This window comes from Pseudomonas citronellolis (assembly GCF_900112375.1).
Classification (GTDB): Bacteria; Pseudomonadota; Gammaproteobacteria; order Pseudomonadales; family Pseudomonadaceae; genus Pseudomonas; species Pseudomonas citronellolis.
Map to the genome: position 1 here is coordinate 101,407 of NZ_FOLS01000016.1, position 23,035 is coordinate 124,441.

General features: G+C 60.1%; 19 protein-coding genes and 1 pseudogene. 10 read left to right on the forward strand and 10 right to left on the reverse strand.

What is annotated here, in order from left to right; all coding sequences use genetic code 11:
• Window positions 1-10 precede the first annotated feature (10 nt).
• From BM060_RS16500 to BM060_RS16515, 4 genes are all read left to right on the forward strand, one after another.
• Complete coding sequence (locus BM060_RS16500; RefSeq protein WP_074981088.1) at window positions 11-2,428, forward strand: glucose/quinate/shikimate family membrane-bound PQQ-dependent dehydrogenase; 2,418 nt, start codon at window positions 11-13, stop codon at window positions 2,426-2,428.
• Window positions 2,429-2,511: 83 nt separating this feature from the next.
• The gene (locus tag BM060_RS16505) at window positions 2,512-3,783 is read left to right on the forward strand and encodes a carbohydrate porin (RefSeq protein WP_074981090.1); all 1,272 of its coding nucleotides are present in this window, start codon (window positions 2,512-2,514) and stop codon (window positions 3,781-3,783) included.
• A gap of 286 nt (window positions 3,784-4,069) precedes the next feature.
• Entirely contained in the window at window positions 4,070-5,680 is a 1,611-nt protein-coding gene (locus BM060_RS16510) for an FMN-binding glutamate synthase family protein (RefSeq protein WP_074981092.1), read from the forward strand.
• Window positions 5,681-6,052: 372 nt separating this feature from the next.
• On the forward strand, window positions 6,053-6,292 hold the full coding sequence (locus BM060_RS16515) for a hypothetical protein (RefSeq protein ID WP_058489046.1): 240 nt from the start codon (window positions 6,053-6,055) through the stop codon (window positions 6,290-6,292).
• 675 nt (window positions 6,293-6,967) lie between these two features.
• On the opposite strand, the gene BM060_RS16520 is transcribed toward BM060_RS16515, so the two are convergent.
• A complete protein-coding gene (locus BM060_RS16520; protein ID WP_074981094.1) occupies window positions 6,968-7,474 on the reverse strand; it encodes a GNAT family N-acetyltransferase in 507 nt (168 codons plus the stop codon).
• Window positions 7,475-7,663: 189 nt separating this feature from the next.
• Window positions 7,664-7,939: a TonB-dependent receptor domain-containing protein gene (locus BM060_RS16525; RefSeq protein ID WP_083426789.1), complete on the reverse strand. Its 276-nt coding sequence runs from the start codon at window positions 7,937-7,939 to the stop codon at window positions 7,664-7,666.
• 170 nt (window positions 7,940-8,109) lie between these two features.
• Here BM060_RS16525 and BM060_RS16530 point away from each other — a divergent pair, with 170 nt between their 5' ends.
• The 3 genes from BM060_RS16530 to BM060_RS16540 all read left to right on the forward strand — a co-directional run bounded on the left by BM060_RS16530 (window position 8,110) and on the right by BM060_RS16540 (window position 12,138).
• Entirely contained in the window at window positions 8,110-8,352 is a 243-nt protein-coding gene (locus BM060_RS16530; RefSeq protein WP_009619027.1) for an HP1242/YdcH family protein, read from the forward strand.
• 805 nt (window positions 8,353-9,157) lie between these two features.
• Window positions 9,158-10,339: an SIR2 family protein gene (locus BM060_RS16535; RefSeq protein ID WP_074981097.1), complete on the forward strand. Its 1,182-nt coding sequence runs from the start codon at window positions 9,158-9,160 to the stop codon at window positions 10,337-10,339.
• Window positions 10,336-12,138: an ATP-binding protein gene (locus tag BM060_RS16540; protein WP_074981099.1), complete on the forward strand. Its 1,803-nt coding sequence runs from the start codon at window positions 10,336-10,338 to the stop codon at window positions 12,136-12,138. The genes BM060_RS16535 and BM060_RS16540 overlap by 4 nt, the downstream gene beginning before the upstream one ends.
• A gap of 180 nt (window positions 12,139-12,318) precedes the next feature.
• Here the strand turns inward: BM060_RS16540 and BM060_RS32500 are convergent, their stop codons facing one another.
• On the reverse strand, window positions 12,319-13,431 hold the full coding sequence (locus BM060_RS32500; protein ID WP_159458826.1) for an SAVED domain-containing protein: 1,113 nt from the start codon (window positions 13,429-13,431) through the stop codon (window positions 12,319-12,321).
• Between the two features lie 125 nt (window positions 13,432-13,556).
• On the opposite strand from BM060_RS32500, the gene BM060_RS16545 reads away from it, so the two are divergent.
• On the forward strand, window positions 13,557-14,747 hold the full coding sequence (locus tag BM060_RS16545) for a nucleotidyltransferase domain-containing protein (RefSeq protein ID WP_074981101.1): 1,191 nt from the start codon (window positions 13,557-13,559) through the stop codon (window positions 14,745-14,747).
• Between the two features lie 878 nt (window positions 14,748-15,625).
• Here BM060_RS16545 and BM060_RS16550 read toward each other — a convergent pair.
• From BM060_RS16550 to BM060_RS16570, 5 genes are all read right to left on the reverse strand, one after another.
• Window positions 15,626-16,435: an AbiJ-NTD4 domain-containing protein gene (locus tag BM060_RS16550; RefSeq protein ID WP_074981104.1), complete on the reverse strand. Its 810-nt coding sequence runs from the start codon at window positions 16,433-16,435 to the stop codon at window positions 15,626-15,628.
• 177 nt (window positions 16,436-16,612) lie between these two features.
• On the reverse strand, window positions 16,613-17,413 hold the full coding sequence (locus tag BM060_RS16555) for an AbiJ-NTD4 domain-containing protein (RefSeq protein ID WP_074981107.1): 801 nt from the start codon (window positions 17,411-17,413) through the stop codon (window positions 16,613-16,615).
• Window positions 17,414-18,336: 923 nt separating this feature from the next.
• Window positions 18,337-18,720, reverse strand: coding sequence for a hypothetical protein (locus BM060_RS33335; RefSeq protein ID WP_245322956.1), 384 nt, complete (start codon window positions 18,718-18,720; stop codon window positions 18,337-18,339).
• 63 nt (window positions 18,721-18,783) lie between these two features.
• On the reverse strand, window positions 18,784-19,011 hold the full coding sequence (locus tag BM060_RS33340; protein WP_245322957.1) for a hypothetical protein: 228 nt from the start codon (window positions 19,009-19,011) through the stop codon (window positions 18,784-18,786).
• A gap of 335 nt (window positions 19,012-19,346) precedes the next feature.
• Window positions 19,347-21,113: an FAD-dependent monooxygenase gene (locus BM060_RS16570; protein WP_074981111.1), complete on the reverse strand. Its 1,767-nt coding sequence runs from the start codon at window positions 21,111-21,113 to the stop codon at window positions 19,347-19,349.
• A gap of 497 nt (window positions 21,114-21,610) precedes the next feature.
• Here BM060_RS16570 and BM060_RS16575 point away from each other — a divergent pair, with 497 nt between their 5' ends.
• Entirely contained in the window at window positions 21,611-21,874 is a 264-nt protein-coding gene (locus BM060_RS16575) for a type B 50S ribosomal protein L31 (protein WP_009619021.1), read from the forward strand.
• Window positions 21,874-22,023, forward strand: a complete 150-nt coding sequence (ykgO, locus tag BM060_RS16580; protein WP_009619020.1) for a type B 50S ribosomal protein L36 — start codon at window positions 21,874-21,876, stop codon at window positions 22,021-22,023. The genes BM060_RS16575 and ykgO overlap by 1 nt, the downstream gene beginning before the upstream one ends.
• Here the strand turns inward: ykgO and BM060_RS33735 are convergent.
• Together BM060_RS33735 and BM060_RS16590 are read right to left on the reverse strand one after the other, a co-directional pair.
• Window positions 21,980-22,270 (reverse strand): annotated as a pseudogene (locus BM060_RS33735) (hypothetical protein); the annotation flags it as partial. The gene ykgO and the pseudogene BM060_RS33735 overlap by 44 nt on opposite strands.
• A gap of 47 nt (window positions 22,271-22,317) precedes the next feature.
• Entirely contained in the window at window positions 22,318-22,962 is a 645-nt protein-coding gene (locus BM060_RS16590) for a TetR/AcrR family transcriptional regulator (protein ID WP_074981113.1), read from the reverse strand.
• Window positions 22,963-23,035: the final 73 nt, after the last annotated feature.

The following is a 23,035-nucleotide window of genomic DNA, read 5'->3' on the forward strand; positions in this document are numbered from 1 at the left end:
GATTCCCGGCATGAGACAAGCACAGCGCGCCTCTGGCGCCAGCACCTTCATTCTGGTCGGCCTGGGGGTGGTCATCGCCCTCCTCGGCCTCGCCCTGGCCGCCGGCGGCGCCCGCCTGGCCAGCCTGGGCGGTTCCTGGTACTTCCTCATCGGCGGCCTGGCCATGGCCCTGCCCGGCGTCCTGCTGGCGCTGCGCAAGCCGGCCGGCGCCTGGCTGTTCGCCGCCTTCCTGGCGGGCACCGCCCTCTGGGCCCTGGCCGACGCCGGGCTGGCGTTCTGGCCGCTGTTCTCGCGGCTGTTCATGTTCGGCGCCATCGGCCTGGCGGTGGCGCTGATCTACCCCATGCTGGTGCGCGCCTCCGGCGGCGTCGCCGGGCGCGGCGCCTATGGCGTGGCCGCGGTGCTCGCCGTGCTGCTGGCGGTGGCCGCCGGCAACATGTTCGTCGCCCACCCCAGCGTCGCCCCCACAGGCGACGGCCCGGGGCTGACGCCGGTGGACCCGGCCCACGCGCAGAAGGACTGGGCCCACTACGGCAACACCGAGGGCGGCAGCCGCTTCGCCGCGCTGGACCAGATCAACCGCGGCAACGTCGACAAGCTCGAGGTGGCCTGGACCTACCATACCGGTGACGTGGCCGAGAGCGACGGCAACGGCGCCGAGGACCAACTCACCCCGCTGCAGGTCGGCGACAAGGTGTTCATCTGCACCCCGCACAACGACCTGATCGCGCTGGACGCCGACACCGGCAAGCAGCTGTGGAAGAACGAAATCAACGCGCAGTCCAAGGTCTGGCAGCGCTGCCGCGGCCTGGCCTACTTCGACGCGACCAAGACCGTCGCCCAGCCCACCCAGCCCAACAGCACGCCGGTCACCGCCGTCAGCGTGCCGGCCGGCGCCAACTGCCAGCGCCGCCTGCTGACCAACACCATCGACGCCCGCCTGATCGCCGTGGACGCCGACACCGGCGCCTTCTGCCAGGGCTTCGGCAACGACGGCCAGGTGGACCTCAAGGCCGGCCTGGGCGACGTGCCCGACTCCTACTACCAGCTCAGCTCCGCACCGCTGATGGCCGGCACCACCGTCGTGGTCGGCGGCCGCGTGGCGGACAACGTCCAGACCGACATGCCCGGCGGCGTGATCCGCGGCTTCGACGTCATCAGCGGGCAGATGCGCTGGGCCTTCGACCCGGGCAACCCGCAGGACAAGCAGGCCCCGGCGCCGGGCAGCACCTACGTGCGCAGCACCCCCAACAGCTGGGCGCCGATGTCCTACGACGCGGCGATGAACACCGTGTTCCTGCCCATGGGCAGCTCCTCCACCGACATCTACGGCGTGGAGCGCACGAAGCTCGACCACACCTACGGCGCCTCGATCCTCGCCGTGGACGCCACCACCGGCGCCGAGAAGTGGGTGTTCCAGACCGTGCACAACGACCTCTGGGACTTCGACCTGCCCATGCAGCCGAGCCTGGTGGACTTCCCCGTGGCCGACGGCAAGAGCGTGCCGGCCGTGGTGATCGGCACCAAGGCCGGGCAGATCTACGTGCTCGACCGCGCCACCGGCAAGCCGCTGACCCAGGTCGACGAAGTGCCGGTGAAAGCCGCCAATATCCCCAACGAGCCCTACTCGCCGACCCAGCCGAAATCGGTGGGCATGCCGCAGATAGGCGCGCAGACCCTCACCGAATCGGACATGTGGGGCGCCACCCCGTACGACCAACTGCTGTGCCGCATCGACTTCAAGAAGATGCGCTACGACGGCCTGTACACCGCGCCGGGCACCGACCTCTCGCTGAGCTTCCCCGGCTCCCTGGGCGGCATGAACTGGGGCAGCATCTCCACCGACCCGGTGCACGGCTTCATCTTCGTCAACGACATGCGCCTGGGCCTGTGGGTGCAGATGGTCCCCTCGGCCAACAAGGGCCAGGCCGCTTCCGGCGGCGAAGCGCTGAACACCGGCATGGGCGCGGTGCCGCTCAAGGGCACGCCCTACGCGGTGAACAAGAACCGCTTCCTCTCGGTGGCCGGCATCCCCTGCCAGGCGCCGCCCTTCGGCACCCTCAGCGCCATCGACCTGAAGACCCGCAAGGTCGCCTGGCAGGTGCCGGTGGGCACGGTCGAGGACACCGGCCCGCTGGGCATCCGCATGCACCTGCCGATCCCCATCGGCCTGCCGACCCTCGGCGGCACCCTGTCCACCCAGGGCGGCCTGGTGTTCATCGCCGGCACCCAGGACTTCTACCTGCGCGCCTACGACAGCGGCAACGGCAAGGAAATCTGGAAGGCCCGCCTGCCCGTGGGCAGCCAGGGCGGCCCGATGACCTACGTCTCGCCCAGGACCGGCAAGCAGTACATCGTGGTCACCGCCGGCGGCGCCCGCCAGTCGCCGGACCGCGGCGACTACGTGATGGCCTACGCCCTGCCCTGAACCATGAGCCCGCCACTCCGGCGGGCGCCCTCTTCCGGCGCGGCCCAGGGCCGCGTCTCCCCTCATCCGGTAAGTGTTCCGTCATGCGATTCCCCTCCACCTCCCTGCGCCTGCTGCTGGGCGCCGCCTGCCTCACCCCGTCCCTGGCCCTGGCCGACGACCCGCTCGAACGCTCGACGCTGAGCGGCGACTGGGGCGGCCTGCGCCACGAACTGGACGACCAGGGCATCCGCTTCACCGGCGAATACAGCGGCGAGACCGTGTACAACGCCGACGGCGGCCTCAAGCGCTCGGCGCGCTATTCGCAGAACCTCAAGCTCGGCGTGCGCTTCGACCTGGGCAAGCTCTACGGCCTGGACAACGGCGGCCTGGTGCAATTGACCGTGAACGACCGCCGCGGCAACGACGGCTCCGGCGACCTGGTCGGCAACCGCCTGCCGGTGCAGGAAAACTACGGCGGCCTCTACACCCGCCTCACCGAACTGAGCTACGAGCGCAACCTGTTCACCCCGGCGCTGGACGTGAAGCTCGGCTACATGGCCATGGGCAACGACCTCGGCGGCCTGGACAGCGGCATCCTCTGCAACTTCATGAACGCCGGTTTCTGCGGCCACCCGCTGAACATGTCCGGCGGCAGCGGCTGGAGCAACTACCCCAACGCCCACCTGGGCGTGCGCCTGAAATACAGCTTCTCGCCGGCCTGGCAGTTGCGCGTGGCGGCCTTCAACGTCGACCCCGAGAGCAACGGCAACTCCAGCCGCGCCTGGCACCTCACGCCCAAGCACAGCACCGGCACCGTGGTGCCCGTCGAACTGGTCTACAAACGCCTCGACGAGCTGCCCGGCGAATACAAGCTGGGCTGGTACTACGACAGTTCCGACGCCCAGCGCATCGGCAGCGACGAGAAGGTCGCCGGGCGCGACGGCCACTACCTGCTGGCCGACCAGGCCGTGTGGCACGCGCAGCATCGCCCGGGGCAGAGCCTGCACCTCTTCGGCCAGGTCTCGGTGGCCAGCTCGGCGGCCTCGCCCTTCAGCAAGTGGTACAGCGCCGGCGTGGTGCTCTACCAGCCCTTCGCCGGCCGCCCGCGCGACACCCTCGCCCTGGGCTTCGGCCGCGCCGTGCCCAACCCGCGCAGCCGCGAACTGCAGGAAGACAACGCCCTGGCCAACGGCCAGGCCTACCCCGAGCTGGACAACGCCGAGCGCCTGGTCGAACTGAGCTACGGCTTCCAGGCCACGCCCTGGCTGCTGCTGCGCCCGGACGTGCAATACGTGATCGAGCCGGGCGCCTTCTCCGGGCAAAGCATCGACAACGCCCTGGTCTTCGGCCTGCAGGTCAAGGCCACGCTCTGATCCCCGCCGCCGGCCGCCAGCGAACGGCGGCCGGCGCGCCAATATTGCAGTTCGCGGCACAAGCTTTCTCAGCGACAGAAAATATCGTTAGCTTGCTTTCTTTTTTCCCCGCTTCGGGCTAAGTTCGGCCTCGCAAGCCTTCCACACCATAAGAATCCGCCCGCAACGCCCAGCCCATTGACCTTCGCCCGAGCACAGCGGCGCAACGCCTGCCATGCTCAATGGCGGTCCGCTGCGCCATGCCGGCAGCCCACCCCCGTGATCAAGCCCGACGACTGGAGATTCCATGAACCTGTCGCTGCTAAGCCGTTACGCCTTCTTCGCCGCTTGTGTGCTCTTCACCCTGTTCAGCCTGCCCTTCCTCGGGCACGACTGGGTCTGGCCCTTCACCCTGGTGACACTCGCCCTCAGCCTGCTGGGCGTGTTCGACCTGCTGCAGGCGCCCCACGCGGTGAGGCGCAACTACCCCATCCTCGGCAACATCCGCTACCTGGTCGAAGGCATCCGCCCGGAAATCCGCCAGTACCTGCTCGAAGGCGACCGCGAGGCCCTGCCCTTCTCCCGCGCCCAGCGCGGCCTGGTGTACGCCCGCGCCAAGCAGGAAACCGCCGACAAGCCCTTCGGCACCCTCATCGACGTCTATGAATCCGGCTTCGAATTCATCGCCCACTCCATCCGCCCGGTGCCGCTGGCCGACCCCAGCACCTTCCGCGTGACGGTCGGCGGGCCCGAGTGCAAGCAGCCCTACTCCATCTCGGTGTTCAACATCTCCGCCATGAGCTTCGGCGCCCTCAGCGCCAACGCCATCCGCGCGCTGAACAAGGGCGCGCGCATGGGCAACTTCATCCACGACACCGGCGAAGGCAGCATCAGCCCCTACCACCGCGAATACGGCGGCGACCTGACCTGGGAACTGGGCAGCGGCTACTTCGGCTGCCGCGGCGACGACGGCCGCTTCGACCCCGAACGCTTCGCCGCCCAGGCCGCCAGCCCGCAGGTGAAGATGATCGAAATCAAGCTCAGCCAGGGCGCCAAGCCGGGCCACGGCGGCATCCTGCCCAAGCACAAGGTCACCGCCGAGATCGCCGCCACCCGCGGCGTGCCCATGGGCCAGGACTGCGTATCGCCGTCCAGCCACAGCGAATTCAGCACGCCCAGGGAACTGCTCGACTTCATCGTCCGCCTGCGCGAACTCTCTGGCGGCAAGCCGGTGGGCTTCAAGCTGTGCATCGGCCACCCCTGGGAATTCATGGGCATCGCCAAGGCCATGCACGAAACCGGCATCCTCCCCGACTTCATCGTGGTCGACGGCAAGGAAGGCGGCACCGGCGCCGCCCCGGTGGAATTCGTCGACCACATGGGCCTGCCCATGCGCGAAGGCCTGCTGTTCGTGCACAACACCCTGGTCGGCCTGAACCTGCGCGACAAGATCCGCGTCGGCGCCAGCGGCAAGGTGGTCAGCGCCTTCGACATCGCCAGCGTACTGGCCATGGGCGCCGACTGGGCCAACTCCGCCCGCGGCTTCATGTTCGCCATCGGCTGCATCCAGAGCCAGAGCTGCCACACCAACAAATGCCCCACTGGCGTAGCCACCCAGGACCCACTGCGCCAACGCGCCCTGGTAGTGCCGGACAAGGCCGAGCGCGTCTACAACTTCCACCGCAACACCCTGAAAGCCCTGGCCGAAATGCTCGCCGCCGCCGGCCTGCGCCACCCCTCGGAAGTGGAAGCCAAACACCTGGTGCGCCGAGTGTCGTCCAGCGAAATCCGCCTGTTCGCCCACCTGCACTACTTCCTCAAGCCGGGCGAACTGCTCAGCGGCAATATCGAAGGGGAGTTCTACGAGCGGATGTGGCGCATGGCGCGCAGTGACAGCTTTGAGGCTAATGGGGCCTGATCTTGAGGGGATCAGCAGAGCAAACAGGTCGGTGGCTGGTGACTATCGGCCAGGAGCGGACTGCCTATCCGAAAATGAAACTGTTCCTTTTTCTCGCCCCAGCCGCCTCCCTGTTCCGTCCGATTGACAGTCCCGCGGCAACTCCCTAACGTTGCCTCGCCGCCCAACCTGGGCGGTACGGGATTGGCGTCCCGTGCTCGGTAGACGCAGGAGACTTTGTCCTGCGTCTAGCACGGCTGCACCCGCGTTATGGGAGGGCCGTGTGGGGCATCTTCGGATGCGCCGGTCCGAGTCCGGTACGCCAACCTGCACGGTCCGCCCACCCTGATTGGCGTCAGGGCGCGGAAAACCAGCCTACTCGGAGATTTTCCCATGCATATCGCATCCGCTGTTCTACCCCACCCTCTCAAGAACACCGCCCCGTCGGAGCTTTACGACGCTGCCCAATCCCGCCAATCGGCCCTGGTCAATCTGCTGCGCCTGCTGGCCGGCGCGCCGGACCTGGGTTCGCCCGCCGAGGATGTGCTGGACGGCGCCTTCTGCGCGCTGGAGTACCTGGCGGCCGATGCCGAGCGGTTGTATGCCGCCGCTGAGGAACGCGGCCGGGCGTAAGGGGCGTGACGTGAAGCGCTATCCGCCGGTAGTGGGTGGCGCTTCGATCCCGTAGGCGCAACTGTCGTGCCGACTGCGCCGAGGCGCTCTTCGTAGGATGGGTTGAGTTTGCGAAACCCATGCGGTCATAGCGATGGGTATCGCTTCGCTCAACCCATCCTACGAGGTCCAGTGTTTGCTGAAGCAGTCCTGTAGGAGCAACTGTCTTACAGCCCACGCCCGGATGCTCTTCGTAGGAGCGAGCTTGCTCGCGAACAGATTCCGCAGCGGGGCTGGTTCGCGAGCAAGCTCGCTCCTACGAGAAGCCGCGCCCGCCCGTATGGTAGGACCTTGTCCGCGATAGCCAGAGGTTCCGGCGCGATTCGTGGATGAGATCCGCTCCTACGGGCTGCCACACACCGAGCCTCTTGTAGGAGCGCGCCCTGCGCGCGAATCCCGGGCGCGTACAAAAAGCCGCATTACTGCACCAGCTTGCGTATCGACCTCCCAAACCAGGAAGACCAGAAGCTGGACGGTGAACCGAATGCCTTCCATCGTTGAACAGCTACTTCAAGCTGGCTCTGCAGTTCCTGGAGTCGCAATGTGAAAGCAGGATCGTTTTCATCCGCACTGGAGACAAAGTCATCCAGCGCCTGAACCTTCGCTTAGCCGTGCATCGCCATCAGGGAGACACGACTACTCGATAGCCTCAAACGCCTCATGGTACTGAACAGTGCCGGTCGGCAGCTCACCAGCAAATACCTGCGCCTGGAAGTATTCCTGGGGCACTCCAGGCAATTCCAAACCCGGGTGGGCCTTGAAACCGAAACGGCCATAGTAGCCAGGGTCGCCCAGCACTACGCAGCCAATACCGCCGAGGCGTTGCAGCTCTGCCAGGGCCGCTTTCATCAAGGCCGAGCCAATGCCCTGGCCCTGACGATCCGGCCATACGGAGATCGGCCCGAGTCCGTACCAGCCACTTGCGCCAGACGAAATTCGAGCCGGTGAGATGGCGACATGGCCGACGACCTCACCATCTTCTACCGCCACCAGGGAGACGGTGAGTTGCCAGCAGCGGCGCAGGGCGTTGACGATGAATTGCTCGGTATGGCTTGAGTGTTCTTCGTTTTCGAATGCCGCTGTGGTCAGCAGTGTGATGGTTTCGATGTCTTCGGGCTGTTCGTTGCGGATGGTCACGCTCATGGCGATTTGCTCTTCAGTCCCTTGGTCGATCAGGCGGATTTATTGGTTTTGCGTCAACGGCAAGTGCAGATCAAGAACGCAGCACCACCGGGATCCGCTGGCGACGAAAATCGCATGCTACCGAGCCGCTACCTCGTGCGACAGCTGACCACTGCGGCCTCTCCACGCCTCGACCAATGAGGCCTGAACTCAGAAGTCGTACCGCACGTTCACCATCAGGTTGCGCGGTGGCCCGTAGTGGCCGTAGCTGCCGGAGAACCCAGCGTAGTACTTCTCGTCGAGCAGGTTGTTCAGGTTCAGCGTGGTCGAGAGATGGTCGGTGAGCCGGTAGCGCGCCATCAGGTTGACCATGGTGTAGTCGTCCTGCCCCACGCGGCTGTTGTAGCGGCTGAAGTACAGCGAGTTGCTGGAGTTCCAGCTGGCGCCGCCGCCCAGGGTCAGGCGATTCCAGTCGCCGGTCAGTATGAGGGTGAGCTTTTCGGCGGTAGCGGTGGGCTGAAAATTGCCGTCAGGGGACGGTTGCTATCCGCCAGGAGCGGACAAGCCCTTTCGTGTGGCGCCTTCAGTGATCTACCTCAACACCGGCCAGGTTCGAATCCCGCAAAGTGCCTTTTTCACTCCCCTGGAGAACCCTCATGTTTCCCGAGTTCCGCGAAAAGATTTCTCGCCTCAAGACCGAGGATCCGCATTTTGCAAAGCTCTTCCATAGCCACAACGAGCTCGACCAGGAGATCAAGAACATGGAAGCGGGCATCACTCCCGCAACCCACGACACCATCGAGTCGCTGAAGAAGCAGAAGCTGCAGCTCAAGGACGATCTCTACGAAATTCTGCGCAAGAAAGATGGCTGCCAATGCGGACATGGCTGCGGCGGTTGACTAGCCCTGGGGCATAGATCCCGGCCTTCGATGCAAAGCCGTTGAATCAGGCCAACGACCACGGGCCCCAACTACCGTAACAATTCACCGATAATGAAACCCCTGCTACTAGCTGGGGTTTCATCATTTCAGCCCCTGCCCTGCCTGCTGCATAACATCCGAGAGCACGTCACCATAGCCTCGACCAGAACATCCTCTCCGAGGACTGCAACTGCGCATCTTCGGACTTGGCTTTCCAGTATCGGTCCCAGGGATTTTGACAGCAGGGAACTGGCACTCTCTGAGTGGCGGCTCACCCAGGCGTCATGCCGGAGCTAAAGAATCGCTGCGACTACGCCTCAAAAATACGAAAGGGCGTCCATTAGGATGCCCTTTTTCATGTCTTTGGAGGTCGTTGGATTGATCCTGCCAAGGTCCCCTGCCTCGTCTTCTTCGGATACCAGGTCACCACGTAGTAGCCGAACCACCAGTTGAATCCAGAGCCGTAAGCAGACCTTTCATGCGTATGAAATCAAACCCTTGAAACCACTATGGCAGAGCAGCCCAGTGCGTCCTATTGCTCGAGTTTTCTCAGGCTCCAAAACTAGGTCAGAGGCTTTCTGGCTCGTTGATTTCGACACTTTTTCGACACATTGAGCGGCAGTTTTCGGCCATTAGCTGTCGCTCGAGCTTAGCGGTTAATGTCAGCCGGACAGAGGTCGCTGTCTTTCGCGCCGTCGTCATTCATGGTCCCGCGGTGGCACTCTGCCCACTACGAGATGTATCGTCTCCTTGCGTCATTCTGCGCAGCCAGGGAGGACAGCCAGTGATTTCTATCGGCGACATCTACAACCAAGACATCAATTTCCTCTTCGGATCAGGAGCATCGTTCGGCCTGCTCCCGACCCTCCAACTGCAGGTCCAGACTGGTGAGGGCAATTCGCGCTACACGCTGGAAGATCTAGCCACCAGATTTGAGCGTGAGGGCGACAAGCGCCTAATTCCGCTGTTCATGCATTACTACGCCAGCTGTATCCGTCCGGCTGAGGAGCTTAGCCTGGAGCGGGCAGTGGCCGGAGAGGCAGGCGCCACGGTTATCAAGAACTACCGCACCTTCCTAACGACAGCGCTCGAAATGGTAAAACGCCGCAAAGCGCTGGATCGTCGTTGCAATGTGTTCACGACGAACTATGACGGTTGCTTCCCGCTCGTGGCCGACGCGCTTATCAAGGAGGGCCACACTGACTTCGTATTGAATGATGGTGCACGGGGGTTCACACGGCGCATCCTACAGGCCCGAAATTTCGGGTCTTACCTTTGCCAGGCCGGTGTCTTCGGCCGTCATCAGAGCAGCATCCCTCAAATCAACCTGATCCATTTGCATGGGTCGGTCTATTGGAGCAAGTTGGACGCCACGATTCAGGTCGGCTACGACCTGTCTAGCCGCGAAGAACTGCTGGATGCTGACGCTATGGCGTTGCTGCAGCCATTTTCGGCTGCGCTTAATAACCCTGCATCGACACTTGCCGACGTCCCAGTCCCAGATTTCACCGATGATGAACTGGACGCTTTTTGGGACAAATATGAGCGGATTCCAATCGTGAACCCGACCAAGTGGAAGTTCCACGAGACGGTCTACGAGGAGCATTACTATCAAATGCTGCGGCTGCTCAGTTATGAGCTTGAGAAGCCCAACGCCGTGCTCATCACCTTCGGGTTCTCGTTTGCCGACGAGCACATCTTCAACCTCGTCATGCGTTCTCTTTCCAATCCGGGTCTGCAGGTGTTTGTTTGCTGTTACAGCCAGTCCGGGCACGCCGAAATGGAGAATAAATTCAAGGGCAACCGTAACGTCAAGTGCCTGATGCTACAGAGTGGGGTGATGGACTTCACCGCATTCAATGAGCAGGTATTGGCTTGGCCGGAGGCTACAGCTCTTGCACCTGCTCCCCCCATAGCTCCAGCAACTCCTCCTGCGGCCGATGCAGACCTCGAGAACCTGGCATGAGTATTCGCGTTGGCGAGGTCATCGCCGTCCATGGAACAAAATTGGTTCTGAAGATCGACGAACAGTCGAGCAAGGAAACCCTGTTCTACGAAGGAGAGAAATACAAGGGAGTCTCAATCCGCGAATACCTATCCATCCAGCGAGGCTTCCGCGACATCATCTGCATCGTCGAGGGCGAGTATCTGGACGAAAGTCGCACTGAGATGCATGACGGCCGGCAGGCGTTTGTACGGAAGGTGGAGGCTAGGCCGATTGGATACTTCGACCGTTCTGGCTTCACTCAGGGCATCAAGTATCTACCGATGATCCAGGATGCGGCTTACCTGCTTCCCGAGGAGAAGATCAGGTCCATCTTCGATCGTAAGGCGGACAGCGATTTCAGAGTTGGGACCATGCTGAAAGAGGAAATCGCGGTTGGATTGCCGTGGAAGCGACTTTTCAATAGCCATATCGGCATCTTCGGCAATACCGGAAGCGGCAAGTCGAATACTCTGGCAAAGCTATACACTGTTCTTTTCGATCAAAAGCTGCCTCTCATTACAGGTAAAAGCCGCTTCATCATCTTGGATTTTAATGGTGAGTACGGCGGCGAGCAGCTCGCGGCTGCGGATCACAAAACCGTCTACCAGTTGTCCACGCTTACCGCTCCAGACCTGAACGATCCCGCTTCCCGGTTTCCGCTGGCGACGCAGGAGTTCTGGCAGCTCGAGACTATGTCCCTGCTCTTTCAGGCCACACCCAATACGCAAAGACCTTTCCTCAATCGTGTCATTGCAGGTTGGGAACGCCATGGAGCCATCCAGGGCTCACTTGCGAACTATGCGAAGCGAATGTTCATGAAGTCGTTCTGCGCGGGTGAGGTTAAGCCTGCGACGCTGGATTTGATGAGGACCGTTGCGCGGCGCATGGATAACCAGCAAGTCCAGGACATGCTGGCAGACGTCACCTGGCACCGGACTGGCGGTCGCTTTACCTACAACGAGCAGTTCATCGGCACCGATGGCGCGCGATATGCAGCGCATATCGCTCCAACCGTAGAAACGCTGGACGCCGATGGCCTCGATGAATTTGACCAGCTCGTACTACGCGTCAACCTGCAGCTGCTGTCAGATTTGAACGCTGGATATGTTCAGTTCGAGCATATCCAGCCGCTTCTGAAGCGCGTCGAATCCTCACTCGCTAACCTGCGTAAGGTGCTATTGGTTTCGGATTTGCCGCAGGATGAACGCCTGCTCACGGTCATCTCGATGCGCCGCTGCAACAACGAGATCAAGAAGGTTCTGCCGCTGCTCTTCGCCAAGCATTACTACAACAGCCACAAGGCCACAGTCGCTAATCCCCCCAACCGCACCATCCATCTCATCGTTGACGAGGCACACAATATCTTGTCCGACCAATCTGCGAGAGAAAGCGAAACCTGGAAGGACTATCGGCTTGAACAGTTCGAGGAGATCATTAAGGAAGGGCGCAAATTCGGGATGTTCATTACCATCGCCAGCCAGCGCCCCGCTGACATCTCGCCCACAATCGTCTCGCAGCTACACAACTTCTTCATTCACCGCTTGGTGAATGATCGTGATCTGTACTTGATCGATAATACGATCTCTACGCTGGATTCTTTGTCTCGCAGCCTCATCCCGGGACTATCACAAGGGTGTTGTGTGGTCACTGGTACCGCTTTTGAGCTGCCAATTGTGATCCAGGTGGACCGGCTGCTAGATGGTAAGCAGCCTGCCAGCGAGGACGTCGATCTCGACAGACTTTGGAGTGATGCTCTTGCAGTTGGGGCAGAGGAGTAGAGCCAGTCGCAGCACCAATGGTGCTGCACAACCCTCTCTCACAGGCTGAAGCGGTCAACCAAGAACAGCTGCTGAGCAACACTTCTGTCGACTCCGTCCTTCCACAACAGGCAGACATCAGCCAGAAGCTGCCACTCGCCAGCGGTTTGGTAATTCCTGCGACATTAGACACTAGCTGCTTCACGCCTTTTGCTCGCCAGCAGTAATTACCCGCGATCGGTAGCCGAGTAGAGGGGCAGGAACCGCATGACTTGGCAATTCAACACCCCAAGGGTATGCGGGTGATGATGTACGTTCGAACTGATGAACTATTGCAGGTGGCAGATTGCGTCTGTCGTAAATCCGCCCCAGCTGGAAGACGACACTATTCGGGGCGGCGATGATCAGGTGAATTCTACTGAACCCGCAGGCAGCCAACCTCTTGAGCTCCTCGAAAAACTGCATGGCCAGAGCAGCCTGCTTCTCGCTCGACCAGTGTGAGTCCGACGATAGCTTTCCCATCTTAAGATGAGTGAGAGGTAACTCGCCGAAGGTTTCCCGGATCGCAGGAAGCTCCACCTGATAGGAGACGGAAAGGGCCAGAATCGCCTCCCCCTGATTTCCCGTCGCTTGTTGTTCTACTTCGAATCGCTTCTGGTCGTCTCCACCGTTGGCGATTTCTCTCCAACGGCCAGGCGGTTTTCGATCCCAATCGAAGACTTTGATATGGCTTTCATCATCGAGCAAAAGGCCTGTGAGGAAAGTCAGCGGTACCGCGTTCAATCCACCATAAACTAGCAACACATCTGCAGGGTTCTCACGTTCTAAGCGGCGCCGCAAATCCCCCCGCGAGTCGATGACTTTTTGTAGCGCAATGTCGGGCCGAGTGAGTCTCCCATCCTCGATTCCCTCTCTCACATCAACTATGAGTTCTTCTTTCCTACCAACAATCGTCGCCGGCAAGGAGCTGACCAAGGGAGTGTCGATAGGGAATAGCCCCCGGTGCTCCATCACCAAGACGCATTTGCGCTGCACTTGTCGACGATCTATCCAAGACACGATCAAGCCAAGCACAACCAACAACAGGCCAAAAGCCCCCACACCGTAGAGCCATGCATTAGGCAACCCTCCGGTCGTCTCACCGCCAACACGCAATTCCATCTCCGAGCTTTTGAAAAGCACGTTGACTGCAATGTTACCCAAGACGGAAAAACCGAGGAGCGCGATGCCGGAACGGATCAACAAAAGTGCCAGCGTGCTAGGCCTGGTAATCCAATCCACCAGTTTGTGCCCAATGCTCATCCAATCGCTCATCGCCCCCTCCCCTTGAAATCCACAAAGCGCCCCCAACATCTGCCATCACCGGGCCACTATGAGCGATATTCGTAGATACCTGGAGGAAAAACCACAGCATTTCTGATCTTTGATAGGAATAGAACATGACTGCCGACAGCTACGAGAAAACGCTCAAGCTAGCCGTAGAGGCCCTGGAGCTCCTGGACAGCGCTTACGAAAAAGCTGTCAATCGTTACAAGGATCTGGGGGAGTGGTTCGGACGCCCAGAGTCCACAATAGAAGCTAATGATCCGCACGTTTTTGCCCAAGGCTCATTCGCTTTAGGCACGGCTATCCGGCCCTTGCTTGACGGGGAAAGCTACGATCTTGACCTGGCGTGCAAGCTGCGTACGGGGGTGGCTAAAGCAAGTCATAGCCAACATGACCTCAAGCAGCTAGTGGGGAAGGAGCTTGAACGCTACCGGGAGGCTCGCCGCATCTCTAATCCGTTGGAGGAGAAGCATCGCTGCTGGCGGCTTGAGTACCGCGACGAAATGAGCTTCCACATGGATGTTGTGCCCTGCATTCCTACCGACTCCAACGTAAAGCAGCAGCTAACTTCCATCTTGGAAAGCAGAGGGCTGGACAAGGCGCTGGCTAGCACAGTGGCCGACGATTCAGTGAACATCACCGACGACCGCTTGCCCAATTACCGGATAAAGGATGGCGGCTGGCACATCAGTAACCCAGAGGGTTATATCGAGTGGTTCAAGTCACGCCAGCGTGCGGAGGGCTTTTTGAACTTGGCGGAAGCGCGTGCTCAGGTAGATGAGGTACCACTTTACCGCCGTAAGACACACCTCCAGCGTTGCATTCAGCTGCTCAAGCGCCATCGCGATTTGATGTTCAAGGAAGAGTCTGATTCGAAGCCAATTTCGATCATCATCACGACTATTGCTGCTCGCAGCTACACCGGAAGCCCCACCCTCTCCGGGGCAATGGAACAGGTGCTTAAAGGTCTTAGCGAATTTCGCGCCTCGAACTCCAACGAAGTGCCCAACCCCGCTAACCCGAACGAAAATTTTGCTGACCGCTGGCAGACAGATGAGGGGCGCCGCCTGCGCCTTAAGGAGAACTTCCATGACTGGGTGCGCCAGGCCTCCATTGACATTCCTCGTCTAGGAGAGCTTGTCAGCAGCGCTGAATTGTCTGAGCAGCTCAACGAAAAGTTGAGCGTCAGCTACTCCTCTGCTGCCCTTATGACCCAAGTCGGCCTACAGGCTACGGCGGCCACCTACCTGGCTCCTCATGTGCACATCCCACAAGATGCACCTAGTCCTTGGAGTCACAAATAAGTTGGCGTTGTGGGGGGATATCGACCTCTTCCTTAATGCCCATCCTGGGATGGCCCTCAAGCCATCCCAGGATGGGTGTATACACATTGGAGGGCGATTCAGATTTTCCGCCTCAAGCGCAGGGTCATCTGTGGTTGAAGATGCCTTTCAATTACACATAAAGATCTCACGTCGTGACAAAGAGCAACTGCCGTTGGTGTATGAGACAGCCGGAAGAATTCCCAAGGATGGCAATCACCATGTCAATCCTGATGGTTCCCTCTGCCTTGGTGCGCCTATCAGGCTCCACACAATTCTGGGCAGAAACTTTTCACTGAATGATTTTGTAGAACGGTGTGTAGTCCCATTTCTCTACTCCATCTCGCTAACAGAGGCAGGGCATCCTCGCTTCCAGTTCGGCGAACTCGCTCACGGTACCAATGGACTTGTCGACGACTACCTTAGGTTGTTTGGCTGTTCATCCAGAGAGGCTCTGGTGCGATACCTACGTTCTTTGGTGCTAAAAAAGCGCCAAGCGAATAAACAGCCTTGCCCCTGCCGCTGCGGGAGGAAGCTAGTGAAATGTCGCACACACAAGATATTGCTACAGATGCGAAGCACTATTCCCAGGCGGCTGCTTAAGGAAACCCTAGCAATGGTCTGAAATGCTACTTGGCGATTTGACGTGAACGGCAGCTTCTGGCCGGTCACGGACCTTTCCGGACGAGTCGATAGGCGAATGCAGTAGCCAATTGCCTGATTCCTTTCTCGTGCCAAGTTATGGGAAGCGTTCCTATTTTGATCTTCCAAAGACGGGTTGCTGTGACCGTCTTTCTCTCCAACAGGCAGAGGTTTTTCTTCAGCGACCGCCACCGTTGGCTGTTGCAGCACGTGCAAAGCTAGCTTGTCCCTGCTTTCTTGATCAGGTAATTGCTCACCGAGGCGCACAGCCCGACAACCAGCTCAGCCTCATCGAATGTCGGCTCGCGACCTTCCCTGAGATGGCGTCCGAATTCAGATGCGTATGCCCAAGTCTTGATGACGGCAAGGTCCAGTGGCACCGGAATGAGGCTCCTGTTGTCGTTCATGATCGTACCGAGCGTATCCTTGGGATTGCCGGTAATCTGCCGCGCAACGCATTCCAGTGAGGCCATGGAGTGTTGAATGGCCCCGCTTACATCGGGGGTTGGCCGGCGCGAGAGGTCAGAGATGGCTTGATGTAACTCACTGCTGGCGGTGTTGTACCCCGCCTCGCGCTCTGCATCCCTTGCGGCCTTCAAGACGATTTCGAACGATTCAGGGCCTCGTACCTCTACTCGACCATCGACTAGCTTCCAGCCGATGCCTTCTTCGATGAAGTACTCGTTTAGCTCAGTCTGGTAGTGCTCGTACGTATCGCGGTTGTAACTCCGGTTTGCGAGGTACTCGTCTAAGCACTCAACGATGTCGTAAATCTTATACCACTTACAAGATTGCAGTAGGTCGCCGTTCTCGTTGTCGACGTTGGGGTACTCGCTCCAGTTGCTCGGGTCGGGCTGTTTCTTCAAGGCCCGACAGATGAGATAGCGTAGATCCGAAGGCTTCAACCCGCACTCGTAGGCGAGTTGGATCAAGTACCCCCGGAAATTTCCCGGGGCGTCCTCTCGAATAGTGATCTCTGCCTCTTCTACAGATGCGAAACCATGGCGCCTCGAAAACGTATCTCTCATCGCGTGTGCGTCCTGGAGCGTTGATGTGGTCGGACACTACGTCCGACCAAACCACCTGTCCAGCTCCGATGACAGCCGACTACATAGCTGTGTGGCGACTGATGCTCTAACCGCCCCTGGATTGGTCGAGACGTTCCTTTGGGCGTGCCTGAAAAGCTCGGCGTCTCCCGCCGACACTCACTCCTTCCCCGATTTGTGGATCAGGTACTCGCTCACCGATGCGCAGATAGAAACTGCCAGCTTGGCCTCATCGAAAACCGGCTCGTTCCCATGTTCAACGTGGCGTCCGGACTGGGAAACATAGCCCCAGATGCCATTCGCGACCTGACGCATTGCGCCGGGGAAAAGGCCGGGGTTGTCATTCACTAGCTTGCCAAAAGTATCCGTCGGTTTATTGGTGATTTTCCGAGTAACGCACTCCAGCGCGGCGGCAGCATGTTGGATCGCACCTGTCACGTCAGGTTCAGGCCTGCGTGAGAGGTCGCCAATGGCTTCATGCAACTCGCGCTCTGCAGTGTTGTGTCCAGCTCGCCCCATAGCCTCCTTGGCAGTCCTTAGAGCCCCCTCGAATAACTCTGACCCCCTGGCTTCGATTCGACCATCCACAAGCTTCCAGCCAATGCCATGCTCAATGAAGAAGTCGTTCAGGTCCTTCTGATAGTTGTCGAATGCGGCATTGAGGAAGCCTCCTTGGTGGTAATGCTTAGCCACAGCCTCGATCACGTCGTACACCTTGTACCACCTGCACTCATTTAGGTACTCGACATTGTATTGCCTGATGTCGGTGACGCCAGGCCATTGCCTTCTTTGCTTGGGCAGTCTCTTCAGAATCTGACAAATTATTTTCTCCAAGGCGTCTGGGCCCAGGCCGATCTCATAGACCAGATGGAGGAAGTAAGCCTTTAACTCGGGAGGTGCGTCGTCGAAAACCGTGATCTCTGGTTCGTAACCATGGCGCTTTGAAAATGAGTTACTCATCGAGCGGGCGTCCTGAAACCGTGGTGTGCTCGAACACTAAGGTCAAACAAAACTCCTGTCCAGACTCGCAGGCCGGCGCCAACTGACAATACCCGCGCGGGCGTCGGTGAATACCGGTCCTGACCGGCAGGTCTATGACCTGCGCGTTTTTTAACCATGACGGGCAGAAGTCGGCCACAAGCGGTAATTATATGCCTCCAAAATCAGGGGCGATTTCGAGGCGGGTTGTGAATTGAAGCAGGCACATCTCCAAAATGTTCAATCTGCAAAGCTTTCGTTGGCTCGCGCACGCGATTGTTCATCTCATGCCCATAAGTGTGTATTAGCCAATTCTCCACGTCGTCGATGTTTGCCAAGGCGAGGGCACTGAGATGGCCGATATAAAGCTTAGCGCCATGCCGTAGGCATCCTTCGATCCAGTGTCGGTAGCCTGAGTTGTATCTCCCACTAGCATGAAGATCTCCAACCTGTCGCGAGTGCCCACCAAAAAAGCTGTTGTGAGCTTTCCCCCAGTAAAAAGGCCTATCGTCCCATTCATGGAGGTAAACGACACGGCAATGATCTTTAGCTTCGTCATACGTATGGCAGCGTTGCCAAACTATCTTCATCAAATCCTCCTAAGCCCTTTAATTCGGGGCTCTCCGCAAGAAATTGGAGCGAGGTCTAAGTGGTTGAACTTCATTAATCATGCCTCCCGCCGCAAGTACAGCACTCACCATATTCATCGCTAATAACATTACCCTGGCATCCCTCACTGCCACAATCCTCCCTTGTTACCAGGTGAGAGTCCCGGCAGACAAAGCAATACAATGTTGTTGAATCGGGCGTATTTGGTCTTAGCACGGCATATCGCGGCTCGATCATCGTATAGTCACCGCTGTCATATTTGCATTTTTGGCAAATATAGTTTCTATCCTTCTTGTTTACGCCAAATAATTTTTTACTTGCGCCGGACTCAGCAATGAAAACACAATAAAAAACTCCCACGCCACTTGCGCATCCATTCCATCAGATGAGTAGAGAAGAGAAGCGGGAGACTCGGATAAAAAATCGCGACGAGTAACAATCCAGTCTTCGCTGGGAATCAAGAAGTCGTGCATCTCTAGAATTTTAATTATTACCTCAAGGGCGGATACCTTTAGGCCTTTATCCACCGTGTGCATGACTCGACTTCTAAGATTTCGAAGCGATTCAAAGTTATCGATAAACTCTTGGGGCAGTCTTTTATTGGAAAAAAGATTGTGAATTTTTACTAAATCTTGCGCATCTACTGTTCTAAATTCAGAGAAGCTCACTGCCTCTTGCATGGTTGATTTAGGCCAGTCAGATGGGGATCCGGCGATCAAAAGATAAGGGCTAACTTCAATTATCTAACCTTTTATAATTAGCTCCATCCCTTGTTGAGTTATTGCAAGGGCAGTCTGTATGCGTTGTTTTGTCGCATCCCAGAACCCTTTAGCATCCTCATCAACGTCAACGCCGAAATCACCAGCCTCATCAAATAACTTCAGGAAAGAGACAACGATATCCCACGCAAAATCGAATTGAGCCTTACCTGCATCAAAAAAATCCTCGGGAGTGGGAATGTCTTGAATCAACTCTAAAATCCTTATTTATGGTCAACTGTTTGCAGACTCCACACGCATGGTAATACTTTTCAGGATCGTAAGGAGCAGTCCGTTGTAGAAGGGCGTACAGGCAGCGTGAGTCGAAATCAGCCCCAGCAAACGACTGGTATTGGCCTATAGCCGCCTGCCGTACGAGGCTACCTTGGGTCGGAAGCACCCCCTCGCCAAAAGCAGCTATCGGTCAAAAACAGTCTGGGAAATAGAGAGATTTACTTTTCTGCCCTCGAATAAAAACCAAGCAACTCGCCAACTAACCACCGCAGCCCCTCCCTGGACCGCTATCCCACAGAATGAGGAAAGAAACCTCACCCCCGCGCCAACACCGCCTTGACCGCCCCCAGCAACACCGCCTCAGCATCAGCCGGCGCACCCTGCGAACGCCAAGCCACATGCTGATCCGGCCGCACCAGCAGGCATCCGGCCTCATCGATCTCCCGCAGCCGCGCCCAGTCGCCGTAGCTGTCTTCGTAATCGAGGCCCAGGCCGATACGGCGCACCACCAGGTCGATACCCAACTCACGCCCCAGCGTCTCGGCAGCCCGGCACCAGGCGTCGCCGCCGTGGCTGGTGAGCAGAGTCAGGCGGCCCTGGCCGCAGAGGTCGAGGGTGGAGAGCTTGCGTCCGGCGGTGTCGTGCAGCCAGGCGTGCGGCAGGTGGGCGCCGGGCCAGGTGGTGGGGTGGTAGTAGAGTTCTCGGTCGCGGGTGTAGGCCGGTTCTTCGCTGCCGTCGGCGAGCACCGCGCCACTGCGATAGCGCTGCCCCAGTTCCACGCCGTGGCAGCTGAACTGGTAATGCTGTAGCTGGATGGCCTTTTCCAAGGCGGCGCGGCGTTCGCGGCCCTGCGGGCTGTCGGCGCTCAGTTCGTGCAGGCTGTTCCAACCCTCGGCCTCGCTCTGGCCCGGCTTGAAGCCCAGCGCGTTGGAGATCGGCAGCATGTTGCGCACGCTTTCCATGGCCCGGTCCACCACCTGGCGGCCGACTGGCTGGCGCTCGGCGGAGTAGCTGTCCAGCAGCCCGGGGCCGGCCTGGCCCTTGAGCACCAGGGCCAGTTTCCAGGCCAGGTTGTAGGCGTCCTGCACCGAGGTGTTGGTGCCCAGGCCGTTGGCCGGCGGATGCCGGTGCACGGCGTCGCCGCAGCAGAACACCCGGCCCTCGGCATAGCGCTGGGCGACCACGTGGTTGATCTGCCACTTGCTGGTGGCCAGGATCTCCACCGGGATGTCGGCATCGCCGATCACCCGCCGCGCCCGCTCGATCACCGCGGTCTCGCTGAGGTCCGGCTCGCCCTGGGCGGGGTCGTACATGAACAGCATCACCCATTCGTTCCACGGGCGGACGCAGATGAAGGTGCCGCTGCCGACCCAGTAGTCGTTGCCCGGCTGGACCATCCAGTAGAGCACGCCCGGGCGGCTCTCGCAGTAGCGGCGCAGGTCGGCGCGCAGCCAGACGTTCACCGCGCAGCCCAGGCCCATCTCGCCTTCCAGGGGGATGCCGAGCAGTTCCATCACCCGGCTGCGGGCGCCGTCGGCGCCGATCATGTACTGGGCGCGCACGGTGATTTCGCGCCCGGTGCCACGGTCGAGGATGCGTGCGGTGACGCCCTCCCCGTCCTGGGTGAAGTCCAGCAGTTCGTTGTTGAAGCGCATCTCGCTGCCCGCGCGCAGGGCCTCGTTGGCGAGGATCGGCTCCATCAGGTGCTGGGGGATGTTGCACATGGCCGAGGGGCTGGCCAGCTCGTAGTCGGACTTGCGCTCGATGGCGTTGCCCCAGGTGAGCAGGCGGCCCAGTTCCTGGCCACTGAAACTGGTGGCCCAGACGTTGTTGGCCATCAGTTCGTGGGGGCTGGCGGCCACCACCACCTGCGCCTCGACGCCCGCGTCGCGGAACACCTCCATGGTGCGCTGGTTGGTGATGTGCGCACGCGGGCTGTTGGCGGTCCAGCGGTACTTGTTGACCAGCAGGTTGCGGATGCCATAGCGCGACAGCAGCAGCGAAGCCGTCAGGCCGGAGGGGCCGCCACCGACGATCAGGACGGGGACTTCGATGACGTGGGAGGTGTTTTGCGGGTTCATGAGCGTGACTCCGTACTCTTGTTCTTGAAATCGGAAAGGTGCCGCCAGGACGGGCGCACAGGCCTGGGCCCAATTCACGGATCGCGGACAAGCCGACCCCGTGCCGCCTGACTTGGCTGCCGGCAAATACGAAGGGAATGCGGACCGGGAGCGACGCGTGCCGGTCCCGGTGTCGAAGCTGAAACGGCCTGGGGACGGGCCCTCCAGCGCTCTCGACGTAGCCGACGGCAATCACGTTAATTCCGCAACGATGCTGCCGGTAGTCGCGACAAATAGCCTTCAGCGTTCCATTTTGTGAACGCTGGACGGCGGCAAGCACGGGTGCTTTCAAACGCACCCGCGCGTTGATCGTTGGAGACGCATGCAACAAGGGCGGGCACGTCCGTGCCGCAGCTCTCCTCCTCTCTGAAAGGCCCGATCTTGAGCCGCCGGACATGCGGTATTGCGAATTCTTCTCGTCTATATGTAATATTATTACATTGCATACAGGAGGCACCATGAAACCAGGCATCCACCCCGAGTACCGCCCCGTGCTGTTCCACGACACGGCCGCCGACGTGTTCTACCTGATCCGCTCCACCGCGCAGACGGACAAGACCCACACCTACGTCGACGGCAACACCTACCCCTACATGACCCTGGACGTGTCCAGCGCCTCGCACCCGGTCTATACCGGCGAACAGCGCAAGACCAAGGCCGAGGGCCGCGTGGCCGGCTTCAACAAGCGCTTTGCCGGGTTCGTCGGCAACAAGGGGGCGTGATGAAAGTCCTCGCCTCGCTGAAGAAGGCCAAGCTGCGCCACCGCGATTGCCAGGTGGTGAAACGGCGCGGCCGGCTGTACGTGATCTGCAAGTCCAACCCGCGCTTCAAGTGCGTGCAGGGCCGGCCGAAGCCGAAGGTCCGGCGTTGAACCCCTGCCGGCCAGCGCCCGCTGCAATGGCGGGGCTGGCCGCTCTCGCCGGCGCGCGGCAGTTGGTGTTCTCCAGCCAGTACGTGGTGTTCCTGTCCTCGGGCCAGCCCACGCCCGGCCCGTAGTCCGTGGCGACGCCGTTGCGATGGTCGGTGATGATTCCCTGCAGGATGTAGACGGTGCCCGGCCTGTCCTTGTGGCCGTGCCCCCGCCCGAGCACGCCGCCGGGCTCGATGGTCGTTTTCCGTCATCGAGAGGACGGGACACTGCGACATCACTCTCCCGCCGCTGTCGCTACTCCCAGCGCGACAGATAGACGATCGCGGCGGCGGCGGCCTCGTCGCAGATCGCCTCGCTGATGTGCCCTTGGGCCAGATAGCCGTATTTCATGCAGGCGAAGGCGATCTCCACCGACAGCGTCGCCGCGTCCGGCTGCTGCGGCAGGCCGGCGAGCACGCCCTGGGCCTGCAGGTAGCCACGCAGGAGGTTGCCGATCATCGCGTCCTTTTCCTCGTGGGCCTTGCGGTCGGTGGGGGTGAAGTTGCCGCGCATCAGCAACGCCGCGGCTGCCGGGTGGGTGTTGTAGTACTCGGCCACGCCGCGGACGATGCGGCGGATCGCGCCTTTCCAGCCCTCGTCCGCCAGCGGCTGCAGGTCGACTATCAGCGCACCGATGCGCTCCATCTGCAGCCGCGCCAGGTGGGCGAAGAGCACGTACTTGTCGGGAAAGAACTGGTAGATGCTCGCCCGCGGTACCCCCGACAGCTTGGAGATTTCAGGGATCGACGCCGCATCGGGCCCGACCTCCCCCAGCAACTGTTCCGCCGCCTCCAGCACCTTGGCGATGCGCGTCTGCGAACGCTCCTGCTGGGGCAGCCGGCCCGCCCTCTTACCCTTGGGTGACGGCAACGGCGCTTGCACATCCGGAAAATCAGACATATGTTATGTTCTTGAAAGTGACAAATGTCATCTTTATAGGTTTACCCACCCTCTCTTGTCCAGTGCGAGGACG